Source organism: Listeria sp. Marseille-Q6474, assembly GCF_946902005.1.
GTDB lineage: Bacteria > Bacillota > Bacilli > Lactobacillales > Listeriaceae > Listeria > Listeria innocua.
Window position 1 is genome coordinate 792131 of sequence record NZ_CAMPPS010000001.1, and the last position, 23674, is coordinate 815804.

23 protein-coding genes, 1 pseudogene and 1 riboswitch are annotated in these 23674 nt (G+C 37.1%); of the genes and pseudogenes, 3 read left to right on the forward strand and 21 right to left on the reverse strand.

The window, feature by feature from the left end:
- Window positions 1–35: 35 nt before the first annotated feature.
- A complete protein-coding gene (locus OC533_RS04040) occupies window positions 36–278 on the reverse strand; it encodes a helix-turn-helix domain-containing protein (RefSeq protein ID WP_149061096.1) in 243 nt (80 codons plus the stop codon).
- A gap of 158 nt (window positions 279–436) precedes the next feature.
- On the opposite strand from OC533_RS04040, the pseudogene OC533_RS14900 reads away from it, so the two are divergent.
- A pseudogene (locus OC533_RS14900) lies at window positions 437–582 on the forward strand (TetR/AcrR family transcriptional regulator); the annotation flags it as partial.
- 31 nt (window positions 583–613) lie between these two features.
- On the opposite strand, the gene OC533_RS04045 reads toward OC533_RS14900, so the two are convergent.
- From OC533_RS04045 to OC533_RS04090, 10 genes are all read right to left on the reverse strand, one after another.
- Window positions 614–1102 (reverse strand): QueT transporter family protein, encoded by a 489-nt coding sequence (locus OC533_RS04045; protein ID WP_003724800.1) that lies wholly within the window; start codon window positions 1100–1102, stop codon window positions 614–616.
- A gap of 5 nt (window positions 1103–1107) precedes the next feature.
- A riboswitch (PreQ1 riboswitch) is annotated at window positions 1108–1155 on the reverse strand.
- Between the two features lie 95 nt (window positions 1156–1250).
- Window positions 1251–1427, reverse strand: a complete 177-nt coding sequence (locus OC533_RS04050; RefSeq protein WP_077957582.1) for a hypothetical protein — start codon at window positions 1425–1427, stop codon at window positions 1251–1253.
- Between the two features lie 128 nt (window positions 1428–1555).
- Window positions 1556–3106, reverse strand: coding sequence for a degradosome RNA helicase CshA (cshA, locus tag OC533_RS04055; RefSeq protein WP_077918158.1), 1551 nt, complete (start codon window positions 3104–3106; stop codon window positions 1556–1558).
- Between the two features lie 451 nt (window positions 3107–3557).
- Window positions 3558–5231, reverse strand: a complete 1674-nt coding sequence (locus tag OC533_RS04060) for a phospho-sugar mutase (RefSeq protein WP_194323322.1) — start codon at window positions 5229–5231, stop codon at window positions 3558–3560.
- Window positions 5228–6295 carry a glycoside hydrolase family 130 protein gene (locus OC533_RS04065; RefSeq protein WP_003761245.1) on the reverse strand — a complete coding sequence of 356 codons (1068 nt, stop codon included), beginning with the start codon at window positions 6293–6295 and terminating at the stop codon, window positions 5228–5230. Before OC533_RS04065 ends, OC533_RS04060 begins: the two co-directional genes overlap by 4 nt.
- 21 nt (window positions 6296–6316) lie before the next feature.
- The gene (locus OC533_RS04070) at window positions 6317–7231 is read right to left on the reverse strand and encodes an MTP-1 family protein (RefSeq protein ID WP_194323321.1); all 915 of its coding nucleotides are present in this window, start codon (window positions 7229–7231) and stop codon (window positions 6317–6319) included.
- A 1-nt stretch (window position 7232) separates the two neighbouring features.
- Window positions 7233–8765: an alpha-glucosidase gene (locus tag OC533_RS04075; protein ID WP_194323320.1), complete on the reverse strand. Its 1533-nt coding sequence runs from the start codon at window positions 8763–8765 to the stop codon at window positions 7233–7235.
- Window positions 8766–8780: 15 nt separating this feature from the next.
- A complete protein-coding gene (locus OC533_RS04080; RefSeq protein WP_003724791.1) occupies window positions 8781–9614 on the reverse strand; it encodes a carbohydrate ABC transporter permease in 834 nt (277 codons plus the stop codon).
- Complete coding sequence (locus OC533_RS04085; RefSeq protein WP_033533234.1) at window positions 9601–10479, reverse strand: carbohydrate ABC transporter permease; 879 nt, start codon at window positions 10477–10479, stop codon at window positions 9601–9603. The genes OC533_RS04080 and OC533_RS04085 overlap by 14 nt, the downstream gene beginning before the upstream one ends.
- On the reverse strand, window positions 10476–11798 hold the full coding sequence (locus OC533_RS04090; protein WP_003761234.1) for an ABC transporter substrate-binding protein: 1323 nt from the start codon (window positions 11796–11798) through the stop codon (window positions 10476–10478). Before OC533_RS04090 ends, OC533_RS04085 begins: the two co-directional genes overlap by 4 nt.
- Before the next feature lie 244 nt (window positions 11799–12042).
- Here OC533_RS04090 and OC533_RS04095 point away from each other — a divergent pair, with 244 nt between their 5' ends.
- On the forward strand, window positions 12043–13068 hold the full coding sequence (locus OC533_RS04095) for a substrate-binding domain-containing protein (RefSeq protein WP_262265229.1): 1026 nt from the start codon (window positions 12043–12045) through the stop codon (window positions 13066–13068).
- 10 nt (window positions 13069–13078) lie between these two features.
- Here OC533_RS04095 and OC533_RS04100 read toward each other — a convergent pair whose 3' ends face one another.
- The 8 genes from OC533_RS04100 to OC533_RS04135 all read right to left on the reverse strand — a co-directional run bounded on the left by OC533_RS04100 (window position 13079) and on the right by OC533_RS04135 (window position 19006).
- Entirely contained in the window at window positions 13079–13792 is a 714-nt protein-coding gene (locus OC533_RS04100) for an alpha/beta hydrolase (protein ID WP_003761230.1), read from the reverse strand.
- Window positions 13793–13858: 66 nt separating this feature from the next.
- Window positions 13859–15232 (reverse strand): UDP-N-acetylmuramoyl-tripeptide--D-alanyl-D-alanine ligase, encoded by a 1374-nt coding sequence (gene murF, locus OC533_RS04105; protein WP_010990643.1) that lies wholly within the window; start codon window positions 15230–15232, stop codon window positions 13859–13861.
- 63 nt (window positions 15233–15295) lie between these two features.
- On the reverse strand, window positions 15296–16408 hold the full coding sequence (locus tag OC533_RS04110; RefSeq protein ID WP_003771067.1) for a D-alanine--D-alanine ligase: 1113 nt from the start codon (window positions 16406–16408) through the stop codon (window positions 15296–15298).
- Between the two features lie 150 nt (window positions 16409–16558).
- Window positions 16559–16879, reverse strand: a complete 321-nt coding sequence (sugE2, locus tag OC533_RS04115) for a quaternary ammonium compound efflux SMR transporter SugE2 (RefSeq protein WP_003771065.1) — start codon at window positions 16877–16879, stop codon at window positions 16559–16561.
- A gap of 2 nt (window positions 16880–16881) precedes the next feature.
- Window positions 16882–17223, reverse strand: coding sequence for a quaternary ammonium compound efflux SMR transporter SugE1 (gene sugE1 / locus OC533_RS04120; RefSeq protein ID WP_194323319.1), 342 nt, complete (start codon window positions 17221–17223; stop codon window positions 16882–16884).
- 16 nt (window positions 17224–17239) lie between these two features.
- Window positions 17240–17794, reverse strand: a complete 555-nt coding sequence (locus OC533_RS04125; RefSeq protein ID WP_070753421.1) for a TetR/AcrR family transcriptional regulator — start codon at window positions 17792–17794, stop codon at window positions 17240–17242.
- An 81-nt stretch (window positions 17795–17875) separates the two neighbouring features.
- Window positions 17876–18634, reverse strand: coding sequence for a hypothetical protein (locus OC533_RS04130; protein WP_194323318.1), 759 nt, complete (start codon window positions 18632–18634; stop codon window positions 17876–17878).
- Window positions 18635–18859: 225 nt separating this feature from the next.
- A complete protein-coding gene (locus OC533_RS04135) occupies window positions 18860–19006 on the reverse strand; it encodes an Lmo0850 family protein (RefSeq protein WP_010990641.1) in 147 nt (48 codons plus the stop codon).
- A gap of 475 nt (window positions 19007–19481) precedes the next feature.
- Here OC533_RS04135 and OC533_RS04140 point away from each other — a divergent pair, with 475 nt between their 5' ends.
- Entirely contained in the window at window positions 19482–21401 is a 1920-nt protein-coding gene (locus tag OC533_RS04140) for an amidase family protein (RefSeq protein WP_262265230.1), read from the forward strand.
- Between the two features lie 42 nt (window positions 21402–21443).
- On the opposite strand, the gene OC533_RS04145 is transcribed toward OC533_RS04140, so the two are convergent.
- Entirely contained in the window at window positions 21444–22172 is a 729-nt protein-coding gene (locus tag OC533_RS04145; protein WP_003771056.1) for an amino acid ABC transporter ATP-binding protein, read from the reverse strand.
- Entirely contained in the window at window positions 22165–23607 is a 1443-nt protein-coding gene (locus OC533_RS04150) for an amino acid ABC transporter substrate-binding protein/permease (protein WP_185561159.1), read from the reverse strand. Before OC533_RS04150 ends, OC533_RS04145 begins: the two co-directional genes overlap by 8 nt.
- Between the last annotated feature and the right edge of the window lie 67 nt (window positions 23608–23674).

The window sequence follows — 23674 nt, forward strand, 5'->3', positions numbered from 1 at the left end:
TACCCCGTTTCTTCTATTTTCTTCTATCTGTATCTCTATTTTAAAGGTAAATCATCAAAAAAATTGTCGAAGCCCGTATTAAAAATTGTTTTTAGCACCACTAGTTCGCTTACTCGTACATTCATACGATTTGTTTCTATTTTTGCATAAGTACTTTTAGAGATATTTAAACCCATGATATTTAGTTTTGCTACTACTTGATCTTGTGTCATTTTACAATCATTTCTTAATTGTTGAATATTTTTGCCAATATCCAAATCCGGCCTTATCTTTTGCATCGCAAATTCACCACCTCACATATAAGTTCGTTACAGCAAATTATTAAATTAATTTTACTATCTATTTACATTATAATATTTCGCAATAGGGAATTATTTCGTTATAAAGAATTATAAGAATAAATAATGAGATTGATAGTGAACAAGGCAATAATTAAACCTTATCTGACAATAAGTTTATTTCTAATTATCTAGCTAGAATGATTTTGAGTTCATAAACAAATTATATCAAACTTATAAAGACTATACGAATGACCAATTAGTTGAATTGATACAGGAGGCAGCCCGCTATTTACAAAAATAAAAAGAGCCTAAGTTCCCTTAGACTCTCTCATTTAATCAATCATTTTTCGGAAATTTAAACGTTTATTTAATAGATACATTAACGGAATCCCGACACCCATTACGATGAATTCACTTGCCGCAGTTGTTGCCCAAGTAATTAGGAACGGTAAGTCAAAAACAATCACTAGCTCCCAAGCGATAATTGCCATCGTTAGCGAGAAGAGGATCGTATTAATAATCATCCGCGGAATAATTCCTTTAACGTATTTAGAAATTCCAATCATTAGTAAAAGGGAAATAGCTGATTGTGCTACGCCAAAAACTAAATCAATCCAACCTAATCCGGAAAAGAACAAATTCGTAATAAAAACACCTACGATAATGCCCCAGAAGTATTTTTTATTAAAGACGATTAGGTGGTTAAAGATTTCTGGTATTCTAAATTGTAATGCCATAAACCCAATTGGTGCGACAATCATCCCGAGCACTACATACAGTGCGGCGATAATTGCATTCACCGTCAAAATTTTCATTTTCATTATTTTTCCTCCTAGTTTTTTTACGTGGGATGGTATGAATGAACCACGTGTGGCAATTTTGCCAACATGCTATTTTCTCATATTTGGAAATAAATGTAAATGAATTATTGCACATAAAAAAACGGCTACTTAGAGTATAGCCGTTTTTTTATCTGCTATATTTCCCATTCAACCTTTTGCCTACAAAATAAAGAACTATTGATAGAATTACTAATGAAATAAATCCTATATTTTTAGGAAGAATTTCTTTAATGACAATGAGGTAAGTCCACACTAGAACGATGATTGTTACTACAATATACTCGATAATTTTATTTATCTTCATGACTAGCGCCACACTCCCGTATCACTGAAATCGTTAATCATTAGTATTTATAAAAAAATAGACTGTAGATAAAGTTAAAACTTCTTTATCTACAGTCTATCTATATGGTAACTATTTGTCTAATAATCTTATTTAGATTTTTGTGAGTAGTTGCCTTTGTTGCCGCCGCTGCGTTGTTCTCCGCCGCCACGACGATCACGATTGCCGCCACCGCCAGAACCGCTTCCGCCGCCGCTACGACGACCTTTGCCGCTGTTGTTACGATCACGGTAGCTTCCGCCTTTACCGCTTCCGCCGCGATAGCCGCCACCTTTACCGCCTTTACCATTTTTACCTTTGTAGCCACCGCCACCACGGGATGGTAATGGGCGCTCTTCAGTAATATGGACAGGAGTTTTGTCTGGCTCTTTCGCTAACATTTTAAGCATTGCTGCTGCGATGTCAGTTGCATCGTATTTTTCAAGAAGTTCGTTAGCAAACGTTTTATAGTCAGCTAAGTTTTCTTCTGTAATTGCTTCTTGAATTTTTTCAGTTGCTACGCGTAATTGGCCTGCAAATGCTTCGTCCCAAGTAGGAGCTTGAAGTGGTTGCATACGTTTTTTCGTAGTTTCTTCAACAATACGTAGATAACCCATTTCACGAGGTTGTACGAAAGTAATCGCCATACCTTCTTTACCAGCACGACCAGTACGACCGATACGGTGAACATAGCTTTCTGGATCTTGTGGAATATCATAGTTATATACATGTGTTACGCCGGAAATATCAAGTCCACGTGCTGCTACGTCTGTTGCAACTAGAACATCAATTTTTCCTTCTTTAAATTTGCGTAGTACGCTCATACGTTTTGCTTGCGTTAAGTCACCGTGGATACCTTCAGCCACGTAACCACGCATATCAAGCGCGCGAGATAGTTCGTCTACACGACGTTTCGTACGACCAAAAACAATTGCTAGTTCTGGTGCTTGAACGTCTAATAAACGAGATAATACGTCAAATTTTTCTTTTTCGTGCACTTTTACGAAGAATTGTTCGATTAATAGTGCAGTCATTTCTTTCGCTTTAATGCGAATAAGTTCTGGGCTATGCATGAAACGTTCACCGATACGGCGAATTGGATCAGGCATTGTTGCAGAAAATAGTAAAGTTTGACGTTCTGCTGGTACTTCTTTTAGAATAGTTTCGATATCATCAATGAAGCCCATGTTTAGCATTTCGTCTGCTTCATCTAGTACAAGTGTTTCCACGTGGTCTAGTTTCAGTGTGCGACGGTTAATATGATCCAAAATACGTCCTGGCGTACCAACTACGATTTGTGGGTTTTTCTTAAGTGAACGGATTTGACGGCTAATATCACTACCACCGTAAACCGCTAGCACACGCACATGTTTGTCATAGCTAAGTTTATAAAGCTCTTCTGAAACTTGGATTGCAAGTTCACGCGTTGGAGCAATAATTAAAGCTTGTACGTTGTTATTCTTTTGGTCGATTTTGTGGATCATTGGAAGACCAAAAGCGGCTGTTTTACCAGTACCTGTTTGTGCTTGTCCGATTAAGTCTTTACCTGCTAGTCCTAGTGGAATTGTTTTTTCTTGGATTGGCGTTGCTTCTTCAAACCCCATCCGATTTACTGATTTTACAATTTTTTCGTCCAGTCCGAACTCCGAAAATTTTGTCAATGTCATTTCTCCTTTACCTGTTTAAAGTTTGGTAGGAGAGCTACTTTTATAATTCATCACAATACGCTTATTACGATTGTTTGTCTGTTCATTTGCAGTTGTTTTTATGAAAACTGCTATCTTTCATTTTCATTTTTCTGCAATAGAAAAGCCTGGGCGCACCAAGCAAAATGATTCACGGCATCAGAAAATTTCTCTGCCATTATAGCAGTTCTAACGCATCAAATAAAAAAGCCCTCATTAATCACTAGGCTAAATATAAACCTAATAAACTTCCATCTAACATCATAACACAATAACAATTTCTTTTCAATGTCAAAACCTTATCTTTCCATGCTATTATCGAATAAAAAAAGTTATTTCGTTTTAAATGTACGTTTATCAGCTGTTTTTAGTTATTTTTAATTTTAAAAAAGCTGGAAATCATCCGAAAACGATTTCCAGCTTTTTATTAGTCCCATACAGCTAATACGCGTTCTTTTAAGTCATTCATTGCTTTTTCTGCGTTTTCTTCTGTTTCAGCAATGGTTTGGAAATAGATTTTACATTTTGGTTCAGTCCCAGAAGGTCGGACAGCGAACCATGATTTGTCTTTTAAGTAAAATTTCAATACATTTTCTTGAGGTAGCTTGATGTATGTTATTTCTTTTGTGAGAAGATTTGTTCGCTCGCTAGTGAGAAAATCTTCAACAGCTACTATTTCTGGTAAAAAATGGGGTGCTTTTCGTAAATTATCTATCATTTGATTCATTTTTGCAGCGCCATCGTTGTTTTCGAGGGTAATAGTGTGCAAATATTCTTTATGATAGCCAAATTGTTCATATAAAGAAGTTAGTTTTCCAAGCAGGGTAGTTCCTTCTTTTTTATAGAAAAGAGCCATTTCTGCTGTAAGTAATGCCGCTTGCACCGCATCTTTATCGCGTACAAAAGGTGCTATTAAGTAACCGTAACTCTCCTCGTAGCCAAAAATAAAATTAGCTTGCGTCTTTTCCATTTCGGCTATTTTTTCACCAATAAATTTAAAACCTGTGAGCGTTTGGACGTGACGAATACCAAATCGACTTGCTATTTTGCCACCTAAATCTCCGGTGACAATCGTATTAATCATCGTATCCTCTTTCGTTACACACTCTTTCGCCGACAAAATATAGTCTAATAACAAAGCACCAAGCTGGTTTCCAGTTAAAATTTGATACTCGTTTTGATTGGTTAAAACTGCTACTCCGAGTCTGTCAGCATCGGGATCAGTTGCCAAAATTATATCCGCTTGCATTTTTTGCGCTTGCAGTTTGGCTAATTCAAAACTATTTTCTTCTTCTGGATTAGGTGAAACAACCGTTGGAAAATCTCCGTCTGGCTCACTTTGTTCTTGAACAAGTAGCGTATTTGAAAAGCCATTTTCCGCTAAGCCTCGCATAACTAGTTCTTTACCAGCTCCGTGAAGTGGTGTATAGCAAATCCCTAGTTCAGTTCCATAGTCAGCTAGCAATTCTGGTCGAGAAATCACTGTTGTTAAAGCCTGTAAATAGGCATCGTCCATTTCTTTTCCAATGGTAGTAACGAGTAAATTCGGTAATTCTCGTACTGGTATACGAAAAATATCCGTTATTTTATTTAAATAGCTAGTAATTTCCTGTGCCGCACCTAATGTGATTTGGCATCCATTTTCATCATACACTTTAAATCCATTATAAATAGAAGGATTATGACTCGCGGTAATCACTACTCCGGCAAAGGATTTCGTTTCTCTAACGCAAAAAGAAAGCGCTGGTGTTGGACGAATCGTATCTGATAAATAAACTCGAATGCCAAGTGCTGATAATACTTTTGCTGTTTCAGCTGCAAAAACGTCTGAATTATTTCTAGAATCGTAAAAGATCGCGACGCCCTTCTCTTTGCCTCCATTTGCTACCACATACTCGCCTAATCCACTTGCCACCCGTCTGATTGTAAAAAGATTGATGCGATTCGAGCCAATGCCCATTTTGCCACGCATTCCGCCTGTTCCAAATGTTAAGTATCCTTCAAAACGCTCCTGTTCATGTTCCACTCGCTTTAATTCACTTCGCCACTCATCAGATAAATCGGCATTTTTCCAAGCATTCAAATAGTTTCGCCAAGTCATTTAGCTTCCACTTCTAACTGATGTAAAATTTCACTGATTTTCATATCGCAACCTGCCATGGAAGTATCAGCTACCCCGTAATACATGTGTAACGTGTCGCCTTCTTGAATAGCTCCACAAGCAAAAACAACATCGCCAAAGAAACCATTTTTTTCATAATCAGCCACTGGTTCTAAAATCGGGGTTTTCGTTCTTTTCAATACAATTGTTGGATCATTTAAATCAAGCAAAGCCGCGCCCATCACGTAACGATTCTCTTCAGTTGCACCGTGATATAAAATCAGCCAGCCTTCTTCTGTTTTGATTGGCACACAACCGCCACCAACGCGACCACTGTCATATTCACCAGGACGGATGCCAAGTAAATGACGATGATCTCCAAAACTACGCAAATCCGGTGAAGAAGCAATCCAAATATCTAAGTTACCGATACTTTTTAAACTTGGGCGATGTAGTGCATAATATTTCCCATTAATTTTTTCCGGGAAAATAAGTACATCTTTATTTTCAGGAGCAAAAATATTGCCTTGATACTCCAAATTTTCAAAGTCTTTTGTTGTAACTAATGCGTCTGCTACACCAAACTCAGATACCGCACTGAAATTCACATGATAAGTATCTCCAATTTGTGTCACGCGAGCATCTTCAATCCCAAATGTCTGATATTCATTAAATGGGTATAAAAACGGCTTTTCATCTAAGGTAAAATGATGACCATCTTTACTGCGAGCGATTCGAATATAAGAAAGAGAAGTTAAATAAGAAAATCCTTCTAGTTTTGCTTTACTGCGAATCATTCGCGGATCTTCAAAATCATAATTTTCATCATCTAAACGGAAAGATTGTAATTCTAATTCTTTGTTTTTCGCATTATAAACTGGTGCAAGAACTATTTCTGGATCTTCACTAACTGGTTTTTCTGCCACACGAAGAAGTAAAAGCACTTCGCCATTATACTCGGCCACACCGCCGTTGAAAGCGCCAATCACTTCAAAACCTTCATGGATTGGTTTCACGTCTAAAGGTGTAATTAATGGGTTTTCTTCATAACGATAAATGTTCATTTCTATTCAAAACTCCTACTATTAGTTATTTTTAAATGGATCAGGAATGGTTAATTTTTGTGCATCAGAATCACCAATTCCTGCATAAAGTTCAGCAGTACCGTCCGAATTTCTGATTAAACCGCCGCTAAATACAACATCTGCTAAATCAGGTCTTTTCGGCTCACTTGGAGCAAAATCAGCACGTTCTGCAATAATTTTTTCTTGTTCGATTTGTGTAAAATCTTCATTTAAACAAAAAGAGCACGCGTAATAATGACGATCACCAGATTCATCAAAACAAGCAATATGACCAAGAACGCCAATTCGACCATCTTCTAGCAAATGAATCTCATTGCCACCGCCCCATTCATCACCTGAAAAGTTTCGTTTTAAAAGGGGCGCTTTTTCAATTTGTTCGATTGTTAAATCCGCTAGTGAATTAATGACGATTGCGCCAATTTTTCCGCGACCGCCTTTTTCGCCTTGTGGTCTTGTTAGTACTAAAATCCGGCCGTCTGTTAGCTCCTTCACTCGTAAATCTTTCATTCCAATTGGACCTGTAAAGATTTGCTCAAAGTCGGTAAGCGAAGTTGCGCGATATAAATTAGTGCGCCAATCTAACATTGCCCTGTCCGATTCTTTAGGAAAAACTTCCACGCCACCGATAATAAGTTCTCCTTGTACAAACGTTACAAATGGATCTTGCAGGGCTAGGATAGTCGTATTTTCAACTAATTGATACGTATCCTTTGCCGTATTTTCAAAAAAGCGCACTTCTGCAAACTCACTATCCCGTGATTCCACTCGTCCAGCAATATATTCTTTTCCGAGCCAAGTAAAAGGCGCAGTAATGTTATAGACATCCTTGTCAAAAGCGCCACTTAACTCAAGACGGGTGTAAGAAGCAGTCTTTGTTTCACGATAAACTTGCAATAAGGTTTCAATTGATTTCATGTTAATCCTCCACTCTGAGCGCAATTCCAGTATACGCTCCCATCTTAATGCCAGCTTCTAACATCACAGCTTCTCCAAAAACAAGCTCTGATTTCCCTTGAAGTGGATATGTCACCTCTGCCTCACCAAAATGCAGTAAAAATAAGAATTTCCCGCGCTGATAGCTAAGTGTTTCACCATCTAACGTTAATGACGCGTATTCTTTTTCTTTAAAATCATGACCTTTTCGAAAAGCGAGTAAAGCTTGGTAAAAATGCCACATTGATAATGCTTCATCCTCTTTTAAACTAGCCATTTTAATCCATGGTTGCCCGATCGTAAACGGCTTCCCATCCGGAAATACCATCGGCCCGCGTGCTTTATCGCGCGTTTTATTTATCGCAAGTTCAAGTGCACTTTGTTCATCTGAACCTGCTTGTAACGCTTGATAATAAGCTGCAGTTCCTTGAATATCACGCATTTCTTCCACGGAGGAAAAGGTTAAATCTGGCATCCCCACTTCCTCGCCATAATAAATAAACGGTATACCTTTAGCAGTTAACATTAAAAACGCTAACAGTTTCGTTTTGGACAAGTTTCCGTTTGAAAGTCGTGTTGTAAATCGACTCATATCGTGGCTACCAAAGAAAAGCGTTGGCCATTGTCCCTCTTGTAATGCTGTTTCCATTTCATTTAAAGTAGTAAATACCGATTGCGCATCAAGCAGTTCGACACTTCCAAAGTTAAAATTAAAGGTAACATCAAGCATTGTTTTCGAACTATATTTCGCAATTTCTGGCAATTTATCAGAACTAATTTCACCTACTAAAAATACCTCTCGCTCTTTGCGACAAAAAGCAGCAATCTGCTCTAAAGCTTGTTCGAGTCCTTGTTGATTTCGATCATAAACATGCTCCATTTCATTATCTACAACTGGATTATCTGGGAACTCAAGTACAAGCGTTAAATTATTAATCACGTCTAACCTGAATCCTGCCACACCTTCATTTAACCAAAATGCTAAAACTTGCTCGATTTCAGTGCGAACAGCCGGATTCGCCCAGTTAAGATCAGCTTGTTCCTTTGCAAAACTGTGATAATAATATTCACCAGTAAGTTTATCAAGCTCCCATGCTGAGCCACCAAAAAACGACTCCCAATTATTTGGTTTTTCACGCCAAATATAATAATCTCGTTTAGGATTTGTGTTGCTACTCCGCGACTCCTTAAACCACGCGTGCTCCGTCGAAGAATGATTTAAAACTAAGTCAATAATGACTTTTATGCCTCGCGCATCTGCTGCTTTCATAAATTCTCGAAAATCAGCCATACTGCCGTAATCTGGATTTATATCACAGTAATCCGAAACATCGTAGCCATTATCCACTTGTGGTGAAGGATAAAATGGAGTGAGCCAAATGCCATCAACCCCTAAATCTACCAAATAGTCTAACCTACTAGTCAATCCTTTAAAATCACCTAAACCATCACCATCACTATCTTGAAATGATTTCATATAAATTTCATAAAAAACATTACCTCGCCAAAATTCCAAGTTCAGTCGCTCCTTTTATTTCAAAGTAAATTGCATTCCTTCTTGGAATTTCTTTGAGAAGAATAAGAATAGAATAATTAGTGGTAGTGTGAGTAGTACAGAAGCTGCATACATTGGACCTGGATAAGTTGCATACGGTCCGAACATTTGCGAAATTAGTACATTCAGCGTTACCGTTCCATCACTCTTCGTTACAAGCATATCCCAAAGTAAATTCGTCCATCTGTCTGTGAACAGGAATAAAAAGATAACTGTTGTGATTGATTTGGACATCGGAAGTACAACCCGAAATAGAATTTTCAAATCACTCGCACCATCCAATTTTGCTGCTTCAATTAAAGTATCTGGAATCGCTTTAAAAAAGTTGGTATACATAAATACGGCCCATAAACTAAGCATGGTCGGAATAATCATTCCAGCGTACGTATCAAGTAACCCAAAGTCCGTAATCATTAAAAATTGCGGAATCAGCAAAATAATCGCCGGGAAAAACATTTGGAATAAAATCGCATTATTAACAATTTTTTTACCCTTAAAATCAACTTTGGCGAGTGCATAGCCGACCATTAAGCCAAAAAGTAGCATTAATCCTGTTGCAATAGTGGAAACAATGATGGTATTAATAAAGGCGTGAATCCACGGAGCAGGCGCTGCAACCACTGAATTCCCAAACAACCAATCCCAAGAACGAGTGGTAAATTCAGTTGGAATAAGCTTTTTATCTACTTGATCCCAAGCTGCAAATGAATTTAATACGAGATAAATAAACGGATAAATCATAACTAACATGAGCAATGTTGTCAGTATATAGCGAACAATTTTTCCTGCTTTACTATTATGTCCAACCATTTCTTTGACCCCATTTCTCAAGCATTTTCTTAATAACACCAATTGATGCGAACGTTACAGTAGCAGCCATTAGAGAAATCGCCGAAGCATAACCAGAATTCAAGTTAACGAATGCTTGGTTGAAAATCTCCATTTGCCATGTGTTCGTTGCAAAATTTGGACCACCGCCAGTTAGTTGGTATACTTCGGTGAAAATCCCAAAACTAACGCCTACCGCCAAAACAATTACGGTAAATAAAGCTGGATAGAGCATCGGAACGGTAACTTTCCAAAAGGTTCTAAAGCGACCAGAACCGTCCATCGCTGCTGCTTCATAAATTTCATGGTTAATACTAGCGAGTCCAGAAATTAAAATAAGCGCATAATAACCAGACATTTTCCATGCAATCATTAGCGAAATAATGACAAGTGCCGACATCGGCGTCCCAAGCCAATCAATATCCCAACCAAAATGCCCACGTAAGAACACATTTAGAGCACTGTTATACGAAAGTAAACCTTGCACAATTAGTGAAGTAACAACACCTGAGGACAAGTATGGTAGGAAAAACGCCACTAAATATAGTCCTTTAAACTTCGGTAGCCCATTCACAAGTACTGCGACAATCATCGAAATAATTAACGCCATCGGAACAAACACAATTAAAAATTTATAAGTGACAAAAAAGGCTGCTCGAACTGCCGGACTAGTAAAGGCTTTAATAAAATTATCAAAGCCAACAAAATTGATTTCCGGACTCATCATGTTCCAATCGGTCACCGACAACCAAATTGACCAAATTAGCGGTACTAAGAAAAATACCGCTGTGAATATGAGATACGGGCTGGTAAATGACCAGCCCAATTTGTTATTTCGCCGCTTCATTTTTGAAGCACCCCGTCCTCCGCTTTCTTCATGTCAGACCAAGCTTTATCAGGTTTTTTCTCCCCACGTACAATTGGATTCCACGCTTCTTCTCCAAGAACTTGTTGAATATCATTGTATTTCGCATCATCCATCGCTGGAATGCTATAAGGTACATTTGCTGCATACACTTCTAATTCTGGATTTTCTTTAAAGAATGCTGTGAAAGCTTCATTTTCAGTTGCATCATCACGTGCTGGAATTAAATTAGTAGTTTCAAGGAATTTCAAATCATTTTTATCGTCGTTATAAACGAATTTCAAGAAGTCCATTGCCGCTTCTTTTTCTTTATCTGTTGCTTGAGCGTACATTACAACCCCTTTTGAATCAGCATAAGTAGCAATATTTTTTTCATTTGCCATGCTGTCTGGTACAAGTGGCGCAGTTATTGCGTAGTTTTCGTTATATTTAAGTTCTGGGAATTTTTCGTCCCAGTTAGGGAAAGTCCACGGGCCATTGTCTGCCATGATACTTGTTCCTGTTTCAAATGGATCTGTTGCTTTACTTGCAAGAAGTAATTTATTTTTTTGCAATTCGGACATGAAGGTTAATAGTTCTGTTCCAGCTTTATCGTCTGCAACTAATTTGCCATCTTCAACAAATGCATTTCCTTTTGAAGCTGCATCATACAGTGGGAAGAAATCAAACCAGCGCATCCATGCTGTTGGGTCTGATAAATCGCCTTTAGCCCAAAGTACTTTATCTGGATATTTTGCTTTTAATTTTTTACCAACTTCAAGTGCTTCACTATATGTTTTTGGTGGAGCATCATAGCCAAGTTCTTTTAATGTATCTAAACGCCAAGCAAAAAGAATTGGATTGGAGTATACAGGTAGCACATATTGATTGCCATCAGAGAATTTCCAAGAATCCATTGTTTCGCTCATTTTTCTTTCTTTTACAACATCATCAAGACCTTTTACATCGTTCAAAGGTACAATAGCTTTACTATCTGCTAATTGTGCAGCGAAACTACGATTGATATTTTCAGACATAGTTGGTGCCGTTTTAGAGGCGATAGCTGATTGAATTGTCGCTTCTGATGATGGGCTTTCTTTCATTTGGGAAACTTCAACCGTTACATCTGGGTTTTCTTTTTCATATGCTTTTGCCATTTCATCCCAATATTTTACTTGAGTTGGATTTGGAGCTGCCCAAAACGTTACTTTTGTTTTACCGTTATCGTCTCCACTTTTGTTTCCTCCACCGCCACAAGCAGTTAGTAATGAGCCAGCAACCGCAACACTAAGAGCCGCAATAGCAATTTTTCTAATCTTCATATCAATAATCCTCCTAATTCCACTTTTTGTAATTGTAAGCGCTTGATTACGATTACATTATCACATTACATTTTTGTAATGTCAATAATTACTTTTATAAATTCTTTTATTATAAACGTTTTAAGCATTTGCTATCAAAAATCATAAAAATTACTTTTAACATTACTTTTTAATTATAAAATTTTTGCTATTTTGTGAATTAACTTCTATAATAGAATAAACAGAGGAAAACGGAGGGGGAAGCATGAAGAAAGTTACAATGCAAGATATTGCTGACAGGCTAAATATAACGAAAAATTCAGTTTCACAAGCTTTAGGTAATAAAAACGGGGTCAGCGAGCAAACTAAATTGGCTGTTTTTAAAATGGCTGATGAATTAGGTTATAAATATAAAAAAGAAATCGCACGAGAAGTCGTGAAAGAAAAATTCGCACTTTTAGCAACTTCATTCGCCTTATCACAACGTAGTTTTTTTGGCGAAATTATTGATAATATGAAACAAAGCATCATTGCTCATCAAGCGGAATTAATTATTTTTCCAGTGACGGATGAGGAGGCAGAAAAGAATCAACTTCCTGAGCAACTAACAAAGGAAAACTGGACAGGAATTTTCTTGCTATCGCATATTAATACAGCTTACAGTAAGAAAGTGATTGAACTTGGTATGCCAGTGGTACTAATTGATCATCACGATCCACATTTAAAAGCCGATGCCGTTATTAGCCAAAATAAAGACGGTGCTTTCACGGCAGTCGAATTTTTAATCGAAAATAAACATCAAAAAATCGGTTTTCTTGGTGATACTACTTTTTCTCCGAGTTATGAAGAGCGCTTTGAAGGATACAAAAAAGCATTGCAGTATCACCAGATTCCTTTTAATGAAAAATATGCCATTACACGAATTAAAGAAGAACAAACGACACTATACCGGACGTTAGACGAGCTAGATGAACTTCCAACTGCTTGGTTTTGCGTCAATTCAGGCCTTGGATTTATTTTAAATACTTATTTGCAATCAAAAGGATACAATATTCCGAAAGACTTATCGATTATTTGTTTTGATAACACCGAATTTACAGTACTTAGCAATCCTCCACTTACGACAATGTGTACCAATCTTTCGTTTATGGGTGAAAAAGCAGTGGAACTTATGTATAATCGCGTAAGAAAATCAGATGAAGGCTTTGTTCATCTGGCACTTGCGACTAATTTAATAGCCCGAGATTCTGTTGGCGAAAACAAAAAAACCGATTCAGCAACTGAGAGCTGAATCGGTTTTTTTAATTTGCATTTAGTACAGCTACATCTTTTTGTAAAAATGTTAAAACAGCTGCAAATAATTTATCTGCTTGTTCATCCTGACAAATCACATGTTTTGAACCTTCTAGAATAAATAATTCTTTCGGTCCTGGTATACTTTCCATTAAAAAATTGACACTTTTTTCAGCAGGAACAATAGGATCGGCACTGCCTTGTGCAATAAAAGTTGGAATTTCAATATGTTCAAATACTGGTTTTGCAAGAGCGACCATTTTTTTAAATTGAAGCGTGGATGTCCACGGGGTTTCAGTTACTTTCTTTTGATAGCGTTTGAACATCGGGCTATTTTTAAGTGTGACTTCTTTTGCTTCGGTAATTACTTGCTTGGAATTTTCGATAATTTGCGGCCATTCCATCGCATTTACAGCAGTGCTTAGAAGTACCAGCTTTTTCACTTCCGGATAATGCCTAGCTAGCCATCCCGCGAGCAAACCGCCCATAGAAAAACCAATAATATATACTTCATCGTCTTCTTTTAACATTTGACTTAAAATGCTATCTACAAAAACAATCCAATCTTTATACGTCACATTTTTTAAGTGGCGCAGGTGATCATGGCCAGGTAATGTGGGTGCTAAAACATCCCAATCTGTATGCTCTCGCAAATAATCAGCGAGCGGCTTCACCTCGGACGGCGAACCAGTAAAACCATGAATACACAAACAAGCAACCATTATGCCTTTCCTCCTGTCCAAATTATTACCAATTAATCGGTAATATCATATGTCCAATTTTATTCGTTACTTAATAATAAGATTTTCTACCACATCTTTCAAGCCCATTCCGTAAGAACCTTTGACCAGTATCCATTCATTTCCATTTATTTCTGAAAGAAGCGCCGTCTCAAGCGATTCCTTTGTGTCAAAATGTTGAACTTTTCCCTGACCAATTTTTGCCTCAGCCACTGATTTGAAAGCTTTCATCGCTTCACCGTATAAGAAAATCTTCTCAATCGTATCATTTTCTAGTACTTCAGCAGATTCTTGGTGTAGTTTTGTCGACAAATCGCCTAATTCAAGCATATCTGCAAGTACTAAATATTTTGGTTTACCTTTTGAGTCCATATGCATAAAAGTTTTTAAAACTGTTTTTAACGCTGTTGGGCTGGAATTGTAAGCATCATTTAAAATACGCGCGCCGCTTTTGGTCGTTATCCATTCTAAACGACTTTTAGAACGTTCCATATTTTTAAGCGCTGACTGTATTTTTTCTCCTTCAATACCAATTTCTCTTGCCGCAAGCATCGCCGCCATCGTATTGAAAACATTATGCTCGCCGATAATCGGAACAAAAATTTCTAAATCCGGCTCCCAATTTGTTATAAAAGAGGTCCCTTCTGCTTCAGCGCGAATTTCTAACGGATAAATTTCCGCTGCATCTGATTTACCAAAAGTTAGTTGTCTAAAGTCGCCATCTACATTTCCTAAAAGAAGGTTTTCTTCATGTGGATAAATTAAAATACCGCTTGGATTTAAGCCGGCTGTAATTTCGAGTTTTGCTTTGGCAATTTCTTCACGCGAACCAAGGTATTCAATATGAGCCTCGCCGATATTAGTAATAATCGCAATATCAGGTTTTGCAATTTTTGACAGCACTTCGATTTCATGACGATGATTCATCCCCATTTCAAGTACAGCCACTTCTGTATCTTCCGGCATCGTTAAAATAGTATAAGGTAAACCAATATGATTATTAAAATTCCCGCCCGTATAGTGCACTTTATAAGTCGTTTCAACAATTGCTGCCATAATATCTTTTGTAGTCGTTTTCCCATTGCTGCCAGTGATTGCAATTACTTTAGGTTTTACTTGCTGAATGTATTTCGCTGCCAGCTCTTGAAGTGCTAGCAAAGTATTTTCCACTAAAATAACCGGGAAATCAGTTGGTGGATTTGGTACATCTTTTTGCCAAAAAGTCGCTACCGCTCCCATTTCTCGTGCCTGACTTACGAATTCGTGCCCATCGCGTAAATTCCCTACAAACGGAACAAATAAATCTCCTGACTTTATTTGCCTTGTGTCAAAACAAATGCCAGTAATGACGACATCGCGAAATGTATCTACATGGATGGAACTATCTAACATTGCTACTACTTCGCCTACTGTTTTTTTCAAATTAAATCGCTCTCTTCCATAAAAAAGCAGCTTCCGCATCTGAAAACTGCTTTCTTGTTTATTTTAGTCTTCTAATTTATATTTAAGTGCATTTTTAGCTGCGTGGCGTTCTTTTGCCAAATCAACTAATCGTTCAATTAGCGCTCCGTATGGTAAGCCAGTTTCCTGCCAAAGTAGTGGATACATGCTATATGGTGTGAAACCAGGCATTGTATTTACTTCATTTAAGAACAACTGATTATCTTCCGTTAAGAAAAAGTCAGCACGCACGAGCCCGCTTGCATCAAGTCCTAAGAAAGCTTGAACCGCATATTCTTTCATTTGTTCTAAAATTTCTGGTTCTACTTCTGTTGGAATAATTAATGCAGTGTTGTTGTCTTGATATTTTGCTTTGTAATCATAAAACTTAGCAACAGCACCTTCTGGCAAGATCTCACCAGGAACCGAGCAAACCGGTGTATCATTTCCAAGCACGCCCATTTCGATTTCACGAGCAACCACACCTTGTTCAACGACAACACGACGGTCGTATAAAAATGCTTCAGTCATCGCTTCAATTAACTCTGTTTTGTTCGTTGCTTTACTAATACCAACACTTGAACCGAGATTCGCTGGTTTCACGAAGACTGGATATGTAAGCACTTCTTCCATTTCAGTAACCATTTCCTCTTGATAGTTTTTCCAATCAATTAAACGCACCGCAACTGCTGGAACTTGTGGAATACCAGCATCTGCAAAAATTTTCTTCATCACGATTTTATCCATTGCTGCTGATGAAGCTAGGACACCATTGCCAACGTAAGGAATATTTAAAACTTCGAACAAGCCTTGAACAGTTCCATCTTCTCCGTTTGGACCATGTAAAAGTGGAAATACGACTGTTTCTTGTCCGTCAGCTTCTAAAACAGCTGGGCTAATTGCTTCCCCTTCTGATTTTTCTGATTCAGCTGTAGCAAGTTTCACTCTATCTGTAGCCGAGAAACGTAATTGCTCGACAAAATCTAATTTTCCAGAAAGTAGCGGTCCTTGAACCCACTCACCTTCGTTTGTAATATATATTGGTTCAGCTTCAAATTTTTCTAAATCTAAAGCATTGATTACTGAAAATGCTGTTTGTAAAGAAACCTCGTGTTCAGCAGATTTTCCACCGTATAATAAAATTAACTTGGTTTTCATAATACCCCTCCGTCATTATTCGCTTTATCTATTTTACCATGTTTTAGCAAGATGAAAAGACATAACTAAAAAATAGGTTGAAAAAATCTTCATTTTCGAATAAGAATGACGTGCTCTTATTCCAAAAAGATCTTTTTCAACCTATTTTATTTAAACACCAGATGTTAATTTTAGACCGACAACGCCAGCAATAATCATCGTAATGAAGAGCAGTTTCCCAACACTCTTACGCTCTTTGAAGACAATCATTCCGAGTGTGACACTACCAACAGCCCCAATTCCGGTCCAAATCGCATAACCCGTACCAATCGGAATTGTTTTAAGTGCGAGAGATAATAAGAAGAAGCTCGCTGACATAAAGATAACGGTGAGTATCGCAAATCCGAGACGTTTAAATCCGTCTGATAATTTCAGCATGACAACAAAGACCATTTCACACAAACCTGCTACGAGTAAAAATATCCAATCCATCGTTATTTAGCCTCCTTCTCAGACTCATTGCCATCTACTAACTTAAGGCCAATAATTCCTGTTAATAGTACGATTAGGGAAATAATTTTCCAAAAAGAAACGCCTTCTGAAAGAAAAATCATTCCAATAATCGCCGTACCAGCAGCCCCAATTCCGGTAAACACTGCATACGCCGTCCCAATTGGAATCGACTTCATGGAAATCGAAAACAAACCGAAACTAACTATTAGAAACGCTATCGTTAAAAGGCTCCACCCTAACATCGTAAAGCCATGCGATTCTTTCAGCCCAAAAGCCCAAACAATTTCTGATAATCCTGCCATTATTAAATAAATCCAAGCCATTTTCCTTACCTCCAATTTATCCGAGTAAACTTGCGAGAACTTCCCAAGCGGATTTCCTACGCAACTCAAATTCCGTTTCATCATAGATCCCGTGCTCGACGCTAAGCCCATCGAGTAACGCATAGAACACATGCATCCATCTTATTAAAGCATCTTCAGAGAGAGCCGGCTCAAGCGTTTTTCGTAAAATATCATTTGTTAACTGCTCATAAGTCCTCGTCTCTTCTTTTAACTCTTCAAAAAGAGACTTTGGTGGATAAAATACCGCTCGTTGGAAAAACTTCTTCTCATCAGGACTTCTTGAAAAATCAGTCGCAACAAAAAAGATTGTCCGCAGTTTTTCTTCTCCTACTAGCGCTTCTTCATCAGCTACTTTACTTAATTCGCTTAGTTCTGTGTGGATGCTATCTTGATACACTTCCATAAAAAGCGCTTCTTTAGATGGAAAGTGGGCATACAACGATGGCGTTTTAATCCCTACAGCTTTTGCAATTTCAGAAAGGGCCGTCCCATCATATCCTTTTTCTGCAAAAAGGGTTAATGCTACTTCTTTAATAAGTTTTTTCGTCATTAGAATAATCCTCCTAACTAACGTTCATTAGTTAAATTCTATCAAATAAAAAACCAAACGTAAAGGAAAAGGTTTGATTTTTTATTTTTCGATATATTTCCATTCATTTTGTTTTAAATCATAGACTAATTTTGCAACTTCTTCTTCGTAGTAAATTTTTGAAGTTATTTCTAGTTCAGTCATTTCTTCCGTAAGACCGAGGCCAATTGGTACTTCGATTTGGGTTCTAGTTCTAACGACATCATCCATTGCGATACAAGCACCGTCTTTGAAATGATCGGACATTTTTTTGAGTAACTCAACTGGTGGTTCAGAAACATATTTTTTCTTTCCAAACGAAAAAATGCCTTTCTCATTAACGAGTTCCGATGTTTTCCGGGCAATGACATAACTTAGCAACATATAAAAATGATTTAAATTTCGATAATATACTTTATTGTAGCGACCGTCTTCTCTCGTTAAATAAACAAAATTATTTTGTAATTTATAGTAAAAAGGAGAACGAAGGTGGCGTCCCGTATGCGCAAGATAAAGCATCTCAGCCACTTCTTGCGGTGTAAGTTGGTTTAAAAGTTCCACATCTTCAAAATCAATCCAACAAAGTGGACTGAAATTTTCTTTAGATATATTTGTCAAATCGCCTGGCTCTAAGTAATGGAAAGCCGTGTGTGCATTATAAGACGCATCTTCCATATTATGTTTGATTAACAATATATTTTCAGGCGGTTGCCCAACGCCATTTAAAAAATCACAAAAAGAAATGCCGCTTGTCGCCACATTGTTAATAACATGATCAATATGAACATAAATAGATTGTTGATTAACTGCTTCTTTTTTCATGTATTTGCCTCACTCTATTTCTATTTTCTTCATTCACAGAAGTCTTCCATACCATCATACAACATTTTCGCTTAAAAAGGATAACAGAAACATCAAAACTTAATGACTAATTTATGACAAAGAAAAAAAGTGGAGTAATTTTACATGCGAATTCTATCGTTTTTCGTAACTTCACTTACAAAAAACGCAGATAAATAACATATAAAAAGCCTCCACTTCTCGATTTTATTGCAATCGAAGTGTCATATTCGGCATCGCTTTCCCGCTTACCGATTTCCATATATCTTTTCGGGATTTGGTTTTTTCAACCACAATACCTTTTTCTTTGAGCTGACGGATTACTTGATTCAAATCTTTTTGATTATTATCCAAACTCATCACTCCATCTTCCAAATTAGTTTTCATTCTTTTCATTATCTCTCTTTCCTTACTTTACCATATTCTCTTTAGTAAAAATACCCTATTAATCTAAAAACTAACCTAAATTCGTGACTTTTTTCAAGAAAGCGTTTGAAAACCGAATTTTTTTGGATAATATCGTATTAATATAAAGAATAATTGCCTTTTTCACATAAAGTTTCCTATGTGTTTTTACAATCCTTTCTTACAATTATAAAATATAATAACTAATAATAGTTAACTAAAAGTAAAAAAGTCGCTATTTTGTGACGGAATTGTGAAAAGAGAAAAACATAAAATCTTTTTAAGCTACCTGATTGTGAATATACAGCCATTATGTATGAAATCAACTATAAAAATGTAATTCTTATCTTCACATTATTGTCACTGATTTTCTCTTATACTTCCTATATAATAAGGTACATACATCAGACATCGGAGGAATTACATGAAAAGACGAATTATTATCATCTGTGCCACAGTTATTACAACGTTTAGTGTAACTGGGACCTATCTCTATCTAACAAGCCAGCAAACTTCCGCTCCAGAAAGAACCTCTAGTATGACAAAAAAAGACCTTCCAACCTCTAAACCCAAAGATTCCAACCAACATGATAAAGACAAAAAAATCGGTTCAAATAAAGAAAACTTCAAACTAGAAACTGGTTTTGGCAATAAAACATTAGAAGTTGGTAGATTAACTGGAAGAGTTTCACAGGAATCTGTTAATCAAAACAAAAATTTCGAAATTAAATTAACAAACGACAAAACAGCAGCAGCGAAAAAAAAGGGAAGTTCTAAGCTGAATAACACTACACCGAATAACACTTTGCCGAGTAAAGCAAAACCTGGGAAAGTAAATCCAGGTAAACAAAAACCGACCGAAGAGGCGCCAATCCAAGATATAAACTTTTATGACAAAGAACGAGTAATGGACCCAATTGACGCACAACTAGAATCATTGGATATAGCGGCTCTTGAAGAAAAAGAGCATCTCGTAATTGGAGCTGACATTGCCAAACTTCAAAATTTAATTACAACTAACCAATTGAGTTATAAAGAATTAGCCGGAATTTACCTCAACCGAATTAAAAAGCACGATCAAAATGGGATTATGTTAAATGCAATAACAGAAATTAACCCTACTATTATTGCTGAAGCAGAGCAACTTGATAATCAAAATGAATCAAATAAACCAGCTTTATACGGCATGCCTGTCGTTTTAAAAGATAATATTGGTACTATTACCCTGCCAACAAGTGCCGGTACTGTAGCCCTTAAAGATTGGGTAATGGAGAAAGACGCGGCTATCGTAGACAAACTTAAAACAAACGGTGCTTTAATTCTAGGAAAAACTAATATGTCAGAATGGGCAGCTGCAATGGACGACGGAGTACCAAATGGCTACTCAGGAAAAAAAGGGCGTAGCAAAAATCCTTACTCTTCCGAACTAGATCCACTTGGTTCAAGCTCTGGATCTGCAACTGCTGCTACTTGTGATTTTGCTGCAATTGCGATTGGAACAGAAACAAATGGTTCTATCATTTTACCAGCAGGAGCTCAATCTGTTGTTGGCTTTAAACCCAGCCAAGGCCTTGTAAGCAACGAGGGAATTATCCCACTCTCAAGTAGATTTGATACGCCTGGTCCACTTACAAGAACAGTTACAGATGCTTATTTAACAACCAATGTTTTAATGGATGAGGCAAGTCAAACACCACTTTCCAAAGATGCGCTAAAAAACAAGCGGATTGGACTACTGTCTGATGATGAAAGCAATGAAGAAACAGCCATCCTAAAGAAAATTAAAAAAGATTTAACAACTGCTGGCGCAACGGTTATAGAGGGCATCACACTGGAAGAATTAGAACAAGTGGATGCTGATTATATCACTTTATTAAATGCCGATTTCAAACGAGATCTTAATCAATTTTTACAAATTAATCGTTCTCCTATGTCAACTTTAGAATCAATTATCGCTTTTAACAAAATAAATCCTACTAGAAATATGAAGTTCGGTCAAAGTGAACTAGTAGCATCGCAGAATAATACAATGACGAAACAAGAAGCGGATAACGTAGCTAATGACCTCATTCATATTACACAAAACGAACTGGATTCTGTGTTACAAAATGAAAGATTAGACGCTATCGTATCAGCAGGTGTCGGCGGGTCTGTGAAGTTCCTAGCTCCAATCGCTGGAAATCCGGAACTCACTATCCCAGCTGGCTATGACACTGAATCAAATCAACCTAAGAGCTTAACTTTTGTCTCTAAGCGAAATACGGACATAGCTTTACTAAATATGGGATATGCTTACGAACAGATTTCAAAGAATCGAAAAAATCCCGTTTTAACAAACCAATAAAAAAGCAATATGCCTGAATAATACAGGCATATTGCTTTTTTATTATAAAACTTTGTCTAAGAAACTAATTGTTCTTTCGTTTGTAGGGTTGTCAAAAATATCAGCTGGCTTTCCTTCTTCCACGATATAACCGCCATCCATAAAGATAACACGGTCGCCAACTTCGCGAGCAAAGCCCATTTCGTGGGTAACAATCATCATTGTCATTCCATCTTTAGCTAGCTCTTTCATTACTCCAAGAACTTCCCCGACCATTTCAGGGTCAAGTGCGGAGGTTGGTTCGTCAAATAACATAATATCTGGGTCCATTGCAAGAGCTCTGGCAATCGCAACCCGTTGTTTTTGTCCACCAGATAGTTGATTTGGAAACTCGTCTGCTTTTTCTTTTAGCCCAACTTGCTCAAGTAAACGAAGCGCGTTACTTTTCGCTGCTTCTTTATCCATTTTTTTCAGTTCTACAGGAGCTAAAGTAATATTTTCTAAAACAGAAAGATGCGGGAATAAATTAAAATGTTGAAAAACCATACCGATGTTTTCGCGAACTTTATTAATATCTACTTTTTTATCTGTAATATTAAAATCGTCTACAACAACTTCACCAGCTGTTATTTCCTCTAAGTTATTCATGCAACGAAGAAAGGTACTTTTACCAGAACCAGATGGCCCGATTACGCAAACTACTTCGCCTTCTTTTACTTCTATATCAATGCCTTTTAGCACTTCATTCGCGCCAAAACTTTTTTTAAGACCTGTTACTTTAAGTTTAGTCATTTCGTAATCTCCTTTCCAAACGATCGGACACTTTCGTTAAAATGGTAATGACGATTAAGTACATAATTCCAATGATAAGCCAAGTCCATGTACTTTCAAACGTACGCGCCATAATAATTTTACCAGATTGTGTTAATTCGACGAGCCCAATTGCCGACATGATCGACGTATCTTTCAAAGTGATAACGAACTGGTTGATAAAGGATGGAATCATCATCCGAATTGCTTGTGGTAGAACGACTTTCATCATTGCTTTTTTATGTGGTAAGCCAAGACTTCTTGCTGCTTCCATTTGTCCTTTGTCGACAGATTGAATCCCGCCACGTACAATTTCGACCATATAAGCACCGGCATTTAAGCTTAGCGCAATGACCCCTGCCAAGAATACTGGCATCCTAAAGTCGAGCGCTGCTGGAATACCAAAGTAGAAGAAGAATGCTTGAACAATTAATGGTGTTCCACGGAAAATATCTACATAAACTGTTGCAATCCCACGTAGAATTTTACTATTGCTCACTTTCATAAAGCCAAATGTAATACCGATAATGAAGGCAATAATTAATGAAACAACGGCTAGACGAATAGTCAACCACATTCCAGCTAAAAGTGCTGGCCAGGAAGATTTAATAATACCCATGAAGCCTTTTTCAGTAGTATTTTCTTTAACAGCGTCTTTTCCTAAATAAGTTTCAAGGATTTTATCGTATTCGCCGCTAGCTTTAATATTAACAAGGCCGTCATTGAATTTCTTTAAAAGTTCTTGATTTTGGCCTTTATTAACGGCAAAACCATATGAATTCCCTTTTTCTTTTTCAGTAACGATTTTTAAGCCGTTTCCTGTTTGCACGCCATAAGCGAGTACTGGATAATCATCAAAACATGCAACTGAATTTCTTGTTTTAACATCATCATACATTTGTGCTGAATCATCAAATACAACAATATCAAAACCGTATTTATCTTTTATTTTTTCAGCAAAAGCGTAACCTTCTGTACCTGTTTTAACGGCTACTTTTTTGCCTTTTAAATCATCATAATTCTTGATTTCGTCGTTATCTTTCAGGATTCCCATAACAACGCCAGAGTCAAAGTACGGATCAGAGAAATCGAATTTTTGTTTCCGTTCGTCTGTAATACTCATTCCAGCGATTACGCCGTCTACTTGATTAGCTTCAAGTGCTTGAACGGCTGCATTGAATCCCATTGCTTTAATTTCATATTTAAAATTTTGATCTTTGGCAATGGCTTTAAGAATGTCCATGTCAATCCCGACATGTTTCCCATCTTTTTCAAATTCGAAAGGTGCAAAAGTAGTATCTGTACCAATCAAGTATGTTTCTTCTGCGGCTTTTGCATTTAACCCGTTTCCTGTGAAAATGAACATGGCAACACATGCAACTGCCATTGTTAGTATGAAGCGTGAAAATTTCTTCATATTGTGTCCTCCCTCTATATGTGTTTAGCTATAATTAATTATTTTATGTAGCATTAATTTTTTTCCG